The organism is Aureisphaera sp. (assembly GCF_059726885.1).
Map to the genome: position 1 here is coordinate 1027535 of NZ_AP041051.1, position 13576 is coordinate 1041110.

A 13576-nucleotide genomic window follows, 5' to 3' on the forward strand; every position below is an offset into this window, starting at 1 on the left:
TTTAAGCAACTTAACTAATATTTAACAAAACTTCTAGGAGATTTAAAGGAGTTTTCGAGGCCTCAACTATGAGAAAAAAATGAGGCCCCGAATTCTTAGCTTGCAGCACCAAGCTCATCACAAATGGCATATTTATTGTAATTTTAATTTCAGATACTAAAACGAAAACCATGAACCTTATGAAAACCCTACTGATATTATTATGCTTTGCCGTTGCTTCCTGTAATTCCACAAAACCTACAGTGAACGACGCAAAGGAAACTTCGGAAGAAATGACTGATAAAACAGATATGACAACGACTACAAAAAGCACAAGTGAAATGGAGGCCGAAGGTTATCTAAAAGGTATCGTAATGGCTGGTAAGGGTGAAGGTGCCTGCGAATATGTGATTGATATAAAAGGAGGTTTTGCCGAACAAAAAGTAGATCCAACTAACCTGAGTGAATCGTTTAAAAGTGACTCACAAAAGGTTTGGATTAAATTTAGGGGACTACGTATGATGAATCGCTGCCCCGAAGCCAGACCTGTAGAGGTTACAGAAATATTTGTAAGAACGGAATAGGTTTCCGCCCTTAGTGTACTATCCTAACCATTTCTGATAGGAAATGGTATCCTTCAATTTCCCAGAAATCTCGGCAATAGGAATTCGAATCTGCTCCATAGTATCCCTATCTCTCAGGGTTACCGTGTTATCTTCCAATGTTTGATGATCTACAGTAATGCAAAAAGGTGTTCCCGCGGCATCCTGTCTTCTGTAGCGTCTTCCTACGGCATCTTTTTCATCATAAATAACATTGAAGTCCCAGCGAAGATTATCTACAATTTCTTTTGCAACATCGGGAAGGCCATCCTTTTTCACCAAAGGCAGTACAGCAGCCTTCACAGGTGCCAAGATGGATGGAATTTTTAACACCACCCGTGAGCTCCCATCTTCTAGGGTTTCATCTTTTAATGAATTACTAAATACGGCCAAGAACATACGATCCAATCCAATAGAAGTCTCTACCACATATGGCACATAGCTTTCGTTCATTTCTGGGTCGAAGAACTGCAATTTCTTACCACTATATTCTTCATGGGCTTTAAGGTCGAAGTCCGTTCTAGAATGAATCCCTTCTAATTCCTTAAATCCGAAGGGGAAGTTAAATTCTATATCGGCCGCAGCATTTGCATAGTGTGCTAATTTCTCATGATCATGGAATCTATAATTCTCTGCGCCCAGCCCTAAAGATAGGTGCCAATTTAAACGGGTTTCTTTCCAATACTCATACCATTTCATTTCTTCTCCAGGACGGACAAAAAACTGCATCTCCATTTGTTCGAACTCGCGCATTCTGAAAATAAATTGTCGAGCTACGATTTCATTTCGGAATGCTTTCCCTGTTTGGGCAATCCCAAAAGGAATCTTCATCCTTCCCGTTTTTTGAACATTTAGGAAGTTCACAAATATCCCCTGAGCTGTTTCTGGACGCAAATATAAATCGGTTGCACTCTCGGCAGAGGCACCCAGTTTGGTTCCGAACATAAGGTTAAACTGTTTTACATCGGTCCAGTTCTTTGAACCACTTACAGGGCAAGCGATTTCAAGCTCTTCAATCAAAGCTTTTACGTCTGCCAAATCTTCGTTCTCCAACGATCTTGCCAAACGCTTTAGTGCAGCATCCTTTTCAGAAAGGTATTTTACAACCCTTGGATTGGTAGTAACAAATTGAGCCTCATCGAATGCATCTCCAAATCGCTTCTTCGCTTTTGCAATTTCTTTCTGAGCCTTCACATTCAATTTTTCGGCATAATCCTCGACAAGTACATCGGCGCGATACCTTTTCTTGGAGTCTTTGTTATCTATGAGTGGATCATTGAAAGCATCTACGTGCCCAGAAGCCTTCCACGTAGTCGGATGCATAAGAATTGCTGCATCTATCCCAACGATGTTCTGGTGCATGTATACCATGCTTCTCCACCAATATTCGCGAATGTTCTTTTTAAGTTCTACACCGTTCTGGGCGTAGTCATATACCGCACTCAATCCATCATATATTTCGCTGGATCCAAAAATATAACCATACTCCTTTGCGTGCGATATTACCTTCTTGAAATGATCTTCGTTATTTGCCATGGCGCAAAAATAAAAAAACCGCTACGATAACATCGTAGCGGCTCTATCTTTTTTAAGATGTAATTACTTTAACGTCATGGAGGCGGTAGCCACTTGGGTAGGACCATCGAATACGTTGATGGTATATCGTCCTTCCACAAGGTCTTCTTCTGTTGCATCTACAAGCACACATACGTCTAGTTCTTCTTGCTCATAGAACACTTTTGTAGAGGAACTGTAATTAAGGGTACCTTCTTCAAACTCTATCATAGATTTTTCACCCAACAAGTTGTTCTGTGGGTTAATAACCTGAACGAATAACAGACGGTCTCCTTTTTCGGCAATGATATTTGGTGCCAAAGTGAAACATGCTCTTACCTTATCGGCTCTGCTCGATCTCTTCGTATCGACAATCTTGCCGCTTTTCCTTACTATTACCGCTTCACCACGAAGATCGGTTGCCTTTACGACAGAACCTCGTTTAATGGTTTCTGCCATGGCAATGTTTTCTTGCCCTACTGAGTCTACCACGCGAATGGTTTCGGTTAAAATGGTCTTAGTGCTATCCATTTGTACGGCTAACATCTGATTAGCCTTCATTAAACTGTCGGCTCTTTTAAACAGCACCTTGCGCTCATCTTTTAATCTTCCAATTTCGGCTCGGTAGCGTCTAATTAAGGATACATTGGCTTCAGCGGTTTTTACCGAATCCAAAAGCATTCCAATTCGTTCTCGGGCCGCGATAAGGTCTTTGTCTTTCAGTTCATTCTCCTGAATTACCTCATCATAATTGGTGATAAGTTCTTGAAGTTCGTCTTCAATTTCTGTTTTTTGTGTTTCAAGCGTTGTAATATTACTTTTACTATCATTGTAAAGGGATACCGTGTACACGGCCAAAGCAATTAACATCGCGGAAAGTAATCCAATTAGTACTTTAAACTTTGTACTATTATTCTCGTTACTCATAACATGTAAGATTTAGGTTTGTGGGTCAAATGTAATAAAAGCTCAAAATAGGGAAAGTTTAGGAAATGGTAAAAAATATTAAATTATGTTAAATGTCCTATTCCCAAAAGTTTGCAACGGCTGTAAAACCAAGCTGTTAAAGGCCGAGCGGATTATTTGTGCAGAATGCCGACATCGTTTGCCAATGATATGCCATCACCGAACAAATGATCCTAGCATGAAGAATATATTCTATGGTAGGTTTCAAGTTGAAACCGCAACTGCACTATTCCGGTTCCAAAAACATGGAATTACCCAAGAGATATTGCACAACCTTAAATACAGGGGGCAAGAGCAAATTTCTCATTTTTTTGGAGCATGGCTTGGGCACGAATTGGCCGCACATGAGGCCTACAATAAGGTAGATCTTGTTATACCTGTTCCTATTCACAAACAAAAGAGAAGAAAGCGCGGATACAATCAGGTCACGGGATTTGCCACAGAGATCGCAAAGGCCTTACAAATTCCTTGTCGGGAGGATATTCTAATAAAAACCTCGAAAACACGTTCTCAAGTATTCAAGAAAAGAATGGGGCGCTTTGATACAGACGAAATTTTCGCTATCACGGACCCTACTCCTTTGAAAAACAAACATATCCTTTTGGTAGATGATATTGTTACAACCGGTGCTACCTTAGAACATTGTGCCAATATACTGCTGGATGACACCAATGCTAAGATTAGTATCGCAACCATTGCGCTTGCGTGATACAATTTCTTTAATTTTGCGACGATGAATAAGCAACTGCTATATTTCTTCTTGGTTTTTATTTCCATTTTTCTCTTTTCCAATTGTGCCAAAAGAGGAACCCCTTCAGGAGGGCCCAAGGATTCGATTCCTCCCATGATCATTAAGAGCAACCCAGAAAATTACACCACTTTGTTCGATGGGAATGAGATAAGGATCTATTTTGATGAATACATTAAACTAAAAGATCTTCAGCAAAACCTTATTATCTCGCCTCCATTAAAGTATCAACCCGAAATTACCCCTTTGAGCACATCCAAGGTGTTGAAAATAAAAATATTGGACACCCTTAGGGAAAACACTACATATTCTTTCAATTTCGGAAAAAGTATCGTGGACAACAATGAAGAAAACAGTTTCGATTATTTCAAATATGTGTTCTCCACAGGGGACTTTATCGATAGCCTTACCGTTAAGGGAACTGTGAAAGATGCGCTACTGCTAAAATCTGAAGACCCTGTAACCGTAATGCTTTACGAACGCAATGAAAACTTTGGCGACTCTATTGTATACAAGGAAAAGCCAACCTACATTACCACCACTAGGGATACAACCTATGCATTTGAAATTACCAATATAAAGGAGGCAGACTTTCTAATGGTGGCATTACAGGAGAGCCTGAATGACTATATCTTTCAGCCCAAAACCGACAAAATTGGTTACTTGGAGGAAGTAGTAAGCACACCAACCGACAGCTCTTACTTGATAAAGATGTTTAAGGAGCTTCCCGAGTACCGAATGGCCCGGCCCAAATACCCTAGCAAACAACGGATTATGTTTGGGTATGAAGGCAATGTGGATTCCTTGGCAATTAATCCTCTTTTCACAGCACCCGAAGGTTATGAGTATACCACCTATTGGGAATCGCGCACGGATACACTGAATTACTTTTTTAAACCTTCTTTCGACCTAGAAGTTACGGACACCTTGCTTTTCATGGCAAACAACAGAGGGCAACTGGACACACTCACAGTTGTGATGAAAGATCTATATCAAGACTCCTTAAAAATATCCAAATTGAGTCCAGGAACTCTAATTCTGAGGGATAGTGTGCAATTGAAAGGAAACAATCCATTAGTTGATTTCGATGTTGAAAAGGTAACGGTACTTGATAAGGATTCAACCCAAATTCCAGTGACCACTTATATTGATACCCAATACAATGTTGCTTCCATGATTTTCGACAAACAGGAAGATCAATTATACAATATCCAGATACTGCCAGAGGCCTTTACCGATTTCTACGGCAACAAAAGCTTAGACACATTAGGCTATAATTTCAGAACACAAACCGAAGCGGACTACGGGACCATTACTTTTACGTTACAGAATGCCAATAGCTTTCCTATTCTGGTTGAATTAGTAGATACCAAATTTAAGGTGATTCGGAAAAATTACGTAACCTCTGCTGAGGATCCGCCATCATTTTTCGATTATTTGGAACCAGATAATTACTATATCAGGATTATTTATGATATGAACAGTAACGGAAAATGGGATACTGGGAATTATTTGCAAAAACTGCAACCCGAAGAAGTAATCTACTATCCCAAGCCAATTGAGGTTCGTGCCAATTGGAGTCTTCCCGAAACTTTTATTTTAGACTGAAATCGTCCCTATCATTCAAAAATTGGAGGTGTCTTCTATTTTTTTGAATGTGCTCCTGCGAAAGCGTTAGATGTTCTATAAATTCCTTTTCAAAATCATGGGTTGATAGTTGTTCACCCAACACATCGAATGCGGCACTATGACCTATATATTCATGACCATTGCCATCTAGCCCCACTCGATTCACGCCAATACAATACGCCATATTCTCGATAGCCCGAGCCTTTAATAAGGCATCCCATGCAGCGATTCGTCTTTTAGGCCAATTGGCGACATATAGTAAAAGGTCGTAATCTTGCGTGTTTCGTGCCCAAACGGGAAAGCGCAAGTCATAACAAATAAGAGGGCATATTTTCCAGCCTTTGTAATCGATCAATAAATGATCCGTCCCACTAGCATATGTTTTATGCTCACCGGCCAAAGTAAACGTGTGTCTCTTGTCGTAATACTGAAATGACCCATCCTCTTCTACAAACAGTAGTCTATTGTAGAAGTTGCCGCCTTCCTGGACAATGATACTTCCCATAAGAGCTGCTTTGCATCTTTTCGCCTCTTTTTTCATCCAAGCGACAGTCTCCCCATCCATGGGTTCCGCCAAAGGTTCTGCATTCATGGTAAAACCGGTAGTGAACATTTCGGGTAAGAGTATGAGATCCGTTTTACCTATTACCTGACTTAACTTTTCTGAAAACATGGCCCTATTTGCCTCCGGATTCTCCCAATTAAGATGGGACTGTACAATGGTAATGTTTAAATCTTTAGTCACGGCTGTTACGATAATAAGTCTACAATTTCATCGGCATTTTGCATTTTCGCATGATCTAATGCTGTATTTCCCCTATCGTCTTTGGTGTTGACGTCCGCTCCATTTTCCAATAGCAATCGTACCATGTCTGCTCGAGAAAAGGTGGCCGCGAAAATAAGGGCTGTGGCTCCATTAAAATTGGTCTGGTTTACATCGGCTCCATGATCAATTAGTAGTTGGGCTATCCCATCGTATCCTTTAAAACAAACCCCCATTAACGGTGTATTACCCGAAGCATCCTGCCCATTCACATCCTGGGGGTGCTTCAATATTTCTTCAGTAATATTTTGATGCCCGTAATAGGTCGCCAATAGTAAGGGAGTAGATCCTCTTGAATCTTTGGAATTGACCAATTCGGGTTGCGATTTCAACAGCTCGGAAACCGTCCCCATATCTTCATTTCGAATGGCATTAAACAAGGATTCACTCATAAAGGGTTAATTTAAAAGAAGTAAGGTAAAAGTACCATTCAGTCTTGGCTTCAACAAACGATTTATCTTTTTCTTATCATAATTGATTTAAAATTTGAGCTGCTGCCCGAAGGGTTTCTTCCTTTTTGGCAAAGCACACCCGTATTTGTTGAAAATCCTCCTGACATTTATTAAAAACAGAAGTAGGTATCGTTGCAAGGCCATGTTCCTTGGTCAATCGTTCCGCAAAAGCAACATCTCCTTCAGATGAAATATCCGAATAGTCCAATAATTGGAAATACGTGCCCTTTGCAGGGACTATCTTGAACTTTGAATCCTTGATTAGATCTAAGAATAAATCCCTTTTTTTCTGATAAAAATCGGGAAGTTCCATGTAGTGCGCCTCTGTTTCCAAATAACGTGCTAGGGCATTCTGGGCAGGGTGATTTACAGAAAAGACATTATACTGGTGTACCTTTTGGAATTCCTTGGTTAGGTATGCAGGAGCCAGACAGTAGCCCATCTTCCAACCCGTATTATGAAAGGTTTTTCCAAATGAGGCTGTAATAAAACTCCGCTGGGATAGGGCATCGAAACGGGCTGCACTTTGATGCTGGTGTCCATCAAAAATGATATGTTCGTAAACCTCATCGCTTACCACCAAGAGATCATGTTCCTCTGCCAGTTTTTGAAGTTGCAACATGTCGTCCTCGGTTAATATAGCACCACTTGGGTTATGTGGTGTATTTACCATGATCATTTTAGTTTTACCTGTGATCTGTTTGGCTACTTCCTCCCAATTGGGCGCATAATTTGGTGGCCTTAATTGAAAAGGAACAGTGATTCCGCCAAATAATTCGATTGCTGGTTCGTAACAATCATAGGCAGGAGTAAAAATGATGACCTCATCGCCCTTCTGTATCGTTGCTGCAATTGCAGTGAAAATTGCCTGGGTAGCCCCTGCTGTAATAGTAATCTCGGTATTTGGATCGTATGTTCTGCCGTATAGTGACCGGCACTTTGCTGAAATTATTTGTCGTAATCCCAAATCACCCTGCATGGGCGCGTATTGATTGAACCCTTTTTGCATGGCTTCACTTACATAATCCATAAGCAAGGGATCGCTTGGAAAGTCGGGAAAACCTTGGGACAAATTAATGGCCTTATGATCTTTTGCCATTTTACTCATAACCGTAAAAATGGTCGTTTCAACGTTGGGAAGTTTGGATGTTATCATATTCAATAAAATTAATCCAACCCTGTTTTATGACCAAGAATTGTCCTGATATTTACCCAATTGCAAGAAAATCCGTACATTGCAACGCCCAAAATTTATAAACTTAACCCAAAAATGGTACGGAACATCTGTTTCATACTACTTTGCTTATGCCCTGCAATTGCCTTTTCCCAAGGAAATTCTGCACAGGACAATGACTCCTATTTGCTTAGTAATGAGTATTTTAAAAAGTTAGTAGACTCATCTAATGCCTATTATCTAAATGGCGACTACAAAGCTTCTTTAGGTGTAAACATTGAACTCCTTAAAAATGCTTTAATCAGCAACAAAAGTGATTATATCTACAAGGGATACAGACACTTAGGATATGATTATATGGCGCTTAACGATAGCATTCTAGCACTGGAAAGTTTCAATAAAGCTGGAAAGTTTGCGAAAGTCGTCCAAAACGATACGGCTATGGCCATTACTTATATGGATTTGGCCAATATAAACAGCAATCTCTACAACAAAACGGACCTTGCCCTAGTATACCATAACAAATCCATTAAGGGGTTCGAAAAACTTAAGGATTCAGTGTACTTGGCCAAAGCACATTATAACAAAATCATAACCGCATTAGAGGCAAAAAAATACAATCAAGCCTTCCTTAGCTTGGTAAAAATAAAGAAACTGGTAAAGCATGATCCGCATCCCGCATTTCCCATTACCGTAGAGGCTCTATTTGGCCAGTACTATTTGGAAAAAGAAAATTACCAAATGGCCGATATCTATTTAAGTCGTGCCATGGAATGGGCAGAAAAGGAAAACTTCACTGTCGAATTAGAGAATATTTATTACGACTTCAGTGAAAGCTTGGCTAAGCAGGGACGATATGATGAGGCATTCGAAATGCGCAAAAAATACGAAGAGCAATTCGAGAATAACATTTTGAAAATGACTTCGGAAGAAGTGGAAGCCATGTCGGCCAAATTCCAAGTTAATGAATACCGACGGGGTATCATGGAAGCGGAACTACAGAATAAACTGCAAGCAGAGAAGGTAAGGAGTAACGCACTATTCAATAAAATTCTCATTGCAACCTCCGTAGGTGTCATATCACTCCTTATCATTCTATGGTTTGCTTTCCGTAGAAGGAAACAATTGGTTTTATTGCTACAGGAAAAGAATCAGGCATATCTTCAAGCTAAAGAACAATCTGAAAAATTCGCTGCTGCAAAAAGCAACTTCTTTTCTACGGTAAGCCATGAATTGCGCACACCGCTGTATGGGGTTATAGGCTTAAGCACCCTTTTGATGGAAAATGACGATCTCAAGGCACATGAAAAGGATTTGAAATCTCTAAAATTTTCGGCAGACTACTTATTGGCACTTATAAACGATGTGCTTCAAATAAATAAGATAGATTCTAACAATTTAGAGGATTCCCATTCTGTATTCAATTTGAAAGAATTACTGGAAACCATTGTTTCTTCGTTCGAATACATGAAGATACAGAACAACAATCTCATAAAGATTTATGTAGATTCCGAAATTCCCAATAGGGTTTCTGGAGATCCGTTGCGTTTATCCCAAATTCTCATGAATTTGATAGGGAATGCCGTTAAGTTCACGGAAAATGGATTGATTAAAGTATCTGCCAGACCAAAGCAAATTTCTAAAAACCATGTAGAAATTGAGTTTGAGGTCGCGGACAATGGAATTGGAATTGCCCAAGACAAAATAGGTTCAATATTCGATGAATTTGCCCAGGCGGCTTCACAAGAATACAATTATCAAGGTACAGGTTTAGGACTCCCAATCGTTAAAAAACTGTTGTCCTTGTCCGATTCGGACCTTGAGGTAGAAAGTGAATTAGGTAAGGGAACGTCCTTTACTTTTGCTCTTGTATATGATGTGGCGCAAAGTGCAAAACAGGAAGAAGAAGATGCGTCTTTACTTATAGACGTTAAAGCACTGGAAGGAAAACAAGTGCTTATTGTAGAGGATAACCGCATTAACCAAATAGTAACACAAAAAATACTCGAAAAAGATGGAGTGATTTGTACCGTGGCAGAAAATGGACAATCTGCTGTTTCATTGGTGCAATCCAAAAAATTTGATTTAGTCCTCATGGACATTAATATGCCCGTTATGGATGGGATTGAAGCTTCCACAGTCATTAGGGAATTCAACCAATATCTACCGATTATTGCCCTTACCGCAGTGGAAATTGAAGAGATGCGTCACAGGATTTATCAGGCGGGGATGAATGACATCATCGTGAAACCGTATGATGTGAATCAATTTACCCTAACCATCCTCAAAAACCTAAGGCATTTAGAAAACAAAAACCACTTAAAGGCTATCTAGCCAAGTAGGGATAGGATTTAATATATCCTATGATATCGTTTACACATCTGTCTAAATCACCGCTAATCTCCCTTGACCAGAAACGAAAAACCGTAAATCCCATTTCCCGTAAGTGTTGGTTTACTTCATGGTCTTTCTGCATATTGCGCTCAATTTTTGGAATCCAAAAGCCGCGATTGCTCTTTATACTACCTTTCTTGCTATCCCAGTCATAGCCGTGCCAAAACTCTCCATCCACAAATATTGCAAGCTTGTATTTCTTAATTGAAATGTCCGGTTTTCCCGGTAGTTGCCCAGAGTTGACCCGATACCTGATACCTTTAGCCCAGAGGGCTTTTCTAATAGTCATTTCTGGTTTGGTATTCTTGGCTCGGATACTGCTCATGATCCGGGAGCGTTTTTTGGTGGTATAAAACCCTGCCTTCTCCTCGAACCTCGGAACTTTTATCTTGTCTTTTCTGTATTCCACAATAGGTTAAATGTACAAAATAGGACAAAAAAATTCCCAAGTCGTTGAACTTGGGAATCATTTTACTATTATCTGGAACGTTTGTTATCCCTTCAAACTTGCTGAAAGGTATTCCCTATTCATTCGAGCAATATTTTCTAAGGAAATTCCTTTTGGGCATTCTATTTCGCAGGCTCCCGTATTGGTACAATTACCAAATCCTTCCTTATCCATTTGTTCTACCATATTCAATACACGTCGTGTAGCCTCAACTTTACCTTGTGGAAGCAGTGCATATTGACTCACTTTCGCTGAGGTAAATAACATAGCACTTGCATTCTTACATGCTGCCACACAAGCCCCACAACCAATACAGGTTGCTGCATTAAAAGCTTCATCTGCATCCTCCTTTTCAATTGGAATAGCATTGGCGTCAATGGTATTTCCTGAGGTGTTCACCGAAATGAACCCTCCTGCTTGCTGAATACGATCAAAAGAACTTCGATCTACCATCAAATCCTTGATCACAGGAAAGGCTTTGGCGCGGAATGGTTCTATAACGATGGTATCCCCATCATTAAACTTCCGCATGTGCAATTGACAGGTGGTGATCAATCGATCTGGACCATGGGGTTCCCCATTAATCTGCAAGGAACAGGAACCGCAAATTCCTTCACGGCAGTCATGGTCAAAAACCACAGGTTCATCACCATTATCTATTAATTGGGTATTCAAAACATCCAGCATCTCCAAGAAAGACATATCCCCATCAATACCATCAATAGGATACGTTTGCATACTTCCCTTGGACGTTGCATTCTTCTGTCTCCAAATTTTAAGCGTTAATTTCATAGCTGTATGTTTATTTGTAACTTCTAGTTTTTACTTCAATATTCTCGTACGTTAATTCCTCTTTGTGCAGTACTGCATCACTAGGCTCTCCTTTATACTCCCAAGCAGCCACGTACATGAAATTTTCATCATCCCGAAGGGCTTCTCCCTCTTCAGTTTGGTATTCCTCCCTAAAATGACCTCCACAGGATTCATTTCTATGAAGGGCATCCTTGGCAAAAAGCTCTCCTAATTCAAGGAAATCGGCTACGCGCATAGCTTTTTCCAATTCTGGATTCATTTCATTCATATCGCCCGGTACGCGAACCTCTTTATAAAATTCTTCGCGCAAGGCTTTAATTTCAGCAATTGCTTCCTTTAGGTCCTTTTCGTTACGGGACATTCCACATTTGTTCCACATGATTTTTCCGAGGCGCTTGTGAAAATGATCTACGCTTTTGGTCCCATTGTTATTGATCAATTTTTCCAATTGATTCCTTACATTACTTTCGGCTTCCTCAAATTCTGGTAAATCCGTAGAAATTGCCCCTGTTCTGATATCATTAGAAAGGTAATCCCCAATGGTGTAAGGCAATACGAAATAACCATCTGCCAATCCTTGCATCAATGCCGAAGCTCCCAATCGGTTCGCCCCATGATCGCTAAAGTTGGCTTCCCCTGCTGCATAACAACCCGGAATTGTCGTCTGTAGGTCGTAATCTACCCAAACTCCTCCCATGGTATAGTGCACCGCAGGATAAATCATCATTGGTGTTTTATATGGGTTCTCATCTACGATCTTTTCGTACATCTGGAATAGGTTTCCGTATTTGTTCTCGATAACCTTTTCCCCCAATTCCCGAACGGTATCTTTAGATGGATTGTCAATTTTTTGAATGGCTGCCTGTTCTTCTCCGTAGCGCATGATCGCACTTGCGAAATCCAGATACACGGCTTCTCCTGTTTTATTTACACCGAATCCAGCATCGCATCGCTCTTTTGCGGCCCTTGAGGCAACGTCTCGAGGCACCAAATTTCCGAAGGACGGATAACGTCGCTCCAAATAATAATCGCGCTCTTCTTCACTTAACTCGGTGGGCTTCTTTTTGCCTTCACGAATGGCTACAGCATCTTCCTTCTTCTTTGGCACCCAGATACGTCCATCATTACGCAATGATTCGGACATCAAGGTAAGTTTTGACTGGTGATCGCCCGACACAGGAATACAGGTAGGGTGAATTTGAGTGTAGCATGGGTTCGCAAAATACGCTCCCCTTTTATGGATTTTCCATGCGGCCGTTACATTACTTCCCATGGCATTTGTAGATAGGAAGAATACGTTTCCATAACCTCCTGTGGCAACTACTACAGCATGAGCAGAATGTCTTTCTATCTCACCCGTAATTAAATCTCTTGCAATAATTCCACGAGCCTTTCCGTCTACCACCACAATATCCAACATTTCATGTCGGTTATAGGATTCTATCTTTCCACGGTTAATCTGGCGGTTCATTGCGGAATAGGCCCCTAGCAATAATTGTTGTCCTGTTTGTCCCTTAGCATAAAAGGTTCGGGATACCAACACCCCTCCAAATGAACGGTTGTCCAATAACCCACCATATTCGCGGGCGAAAGGAACCCCTTGGGCCACACATTGGTCTATAATATTGGCAGAAACTTCGGCCAAACGGTATACGTTTTCTTCACGAGAACGGTAATCACCTCCTTTAATAGTATCATAAAACAGACGATAGGTGGAATCCCCATCCCCCTGATAGTTTTTTGCAGCATTTATGCCTCCTTGAGCAGCAATGGAATGCGCCCTACGAGGAGAATCTTGATAGCAAAAGGTTTTTACATTATACCCTAACTCGGCCAGGGTGGCAGCAGCACTTCCTCCTGCCAAGCCTGTTCCAACTACGATCACGTCAATATTACGTTTGTTGGCCGGGTTAACAAGATTAATGTCGTTTTTGTGTTTTGTCCACTTATCGGCTAAGGGTCCTTCGGGTAAACTAGTTTTTAATGACATATCG

At 40.6% G+C, this 13576-nt stretch carries 12 protein-coding genes; 4 read left to right on the forward strand and 8 right to left on the reverse strand.

What is annotated here, in order from left to right:
• The first annotated feature begins 179 nt into the window (after positions 1–179).
• Positions 180–563, forward strand: a complete 384-nt coding sequence (locus AC6JAD_RS04715) for a hypothetical protein (RefSeq protein ID WP_461302292.1) — start codon at positions 180–182, stop codon at positions 561–563.
• Between the two features lie 18 nt (positions 564–581).
• Here the strand turns inward: AC6JAD_RS04715 and AC6JAD_RS04720 are convergent, their stop codons facing one another.
• Both AC6JAD_RS04720 and AC6JAD_RS04725 read right to left on the reverse strand, forming a co-directional pair.
• Positions 582–2117: a glycine--tRNA ligase gene (locus AC6JAD_RS04720; RefSeq protein WP_461302291.1), complete on the reverse strand. Its 1536-nt coding sequence runs from the start codon at positions 2115–2117 to the stop codon at positions 582–584.
• Positions 2118–2180: 63 nt separating this feature from the next.
• On the reverse strand, positions 2181–3062 hold the full coding sequence (locus tag AC6JAD_RS04725) for a DUF8428 domain-containing protein (RefSeq protein WP_461302290.1): 882 nt from the start codon (positions 3060–3062) through the stop codon (positions 2181–2183).
• A gap of 217 nt (positions 3063–3279) precedes the next feature.
• On the opposite strand from AC6JAD_RS04725, the gene AC6JAD_RS04730 reads away from it, so the two are divergent.
• Positions 3280–3810 (forward strand): ComF family protein, encoded by a 531-nt coding sequence (locus tag AC6JAD_RS04730; RefSeq protein WP_461302289.1) that lies wholly within the window; start codon positions 3280–3282, stop codon positions 3808–3810.
• Between the two features lie 24 nt (positions 3811–3834).
• Entirely contained in the window at positions 3835–5457 is a 1623-nt protein-coding gene (locus tag AC6JAD_RS04735) for an Ig-like domain-containing domain (protein WP_461302288.1), read from the forward strand.
• Here the strand turns inward: AC6JAD_RS04735 and AC6JAD_RS04740 are convergent.
• From AC6JAD_RS04740 to AC6JAD_RS04750, 3 genes are all read right to left on the reverse strand, one after another.
• Positions 5444–6223 (reverse strand): amidohydrolase, encoded by a 780-nt coding sequence (locus AC6JAD_RS04740; protein WP_461302287.1) that lies wholly within the window; start codon positions 6221–6223, stop codon positions 5444–5446. The two genes, AC6JAD_RS04735 and AC6JAD_RS04740, sit on opposite strands and share 14 nt — an antisense overlap.
• Positions 6224–6228: 5 nt before the next feature.
• Positions 6229–6693 (reverse strand): ankyrin repeat domain-containing protein, encoded by a 465-nt coding sequence (locus AC6JAD_RS04745; RefSeq protein ID WP_461302286.1) that lies wholly within the window; start codon positions 6691–6693, stop codon positions 6229–6231.
• 76 nt (positions 6694–6769) lie between these two features.
• Positions 6770–7909 carry a methionine aminotransferase gene (locus AC6JAD_RS04750; RefSeq protein WP_461302285.1) on the reverse strand — a complete coding sequence of 380 codons (1140 nt, stop codon included), beginning with the start codon at positions 7907–7909 and terminating at the stop codon, positions 6770–6772.
• A 114-nt stretch (positions 7910–8023) separates the two neighbouring features.
• On the opposite strand from AC6JAD_RS04750, the gene AC6JAD_RS04755 reads away from it, so the two are divergent.
• On the forward strand, positions 8024–10261 hold the full coding sequence (locus AC6JAD_RS04755) for a response regulator (RefSeq protein WP_461302284.1): 2238 nt from the start codon (positions 8024–8026) through the stop codon (positions 10259–10261).
• Here the strand turns inward: AC6JAD_RS04755 and AC6JAD_RS04760 are convergent.
• From AC6JAD_RS04760 to AC6JAD_RS04770, 3 genes are all read right to left on the reverse strand, one after another.
• Positions 10254–10730, reverse strand: a complete 477-nt coding sequence (locus AC6JAD_RS04760) for a very short patch repair endonuclease (RefSeq protein ID WP_461302283.1) — start codon at positions 10728–10730, stop codon at positions 10254–10256. The genes AC6JAD_RS04755 and AC6JAD_RS04760 overlap by 8 nt on opposite strands.
• Before the next feature lie 84 nt (positions 10731–10814).
• Complete coding sequence (locus AC6JAD_RS04765) at positions 10815–11561, reverse strand: succinate dehydrogenase/fumarate reductase iron-sulfur subunit (RefSeq protein ID WP_461302282.1); 747 nt, start codon at positions 11559–11561, stop codon at positions 10815–10817.
• 10 nt (positions 11562–11571) lie between these two features.
• On the reverse strand, positions 11572–13572 hold the full coding sequence (locus AC6JAD_RS04770) for a fumarate reductase/succinate dehydrogenase flavoprotein subunit (RefSeq protein WP_461302281.1): 2001 nt from the start codon (positions 13570–13572) through the stop codon (positions 11572–11574).
• Positions 13573–13576: the final 4 nt, after the last annotated feature.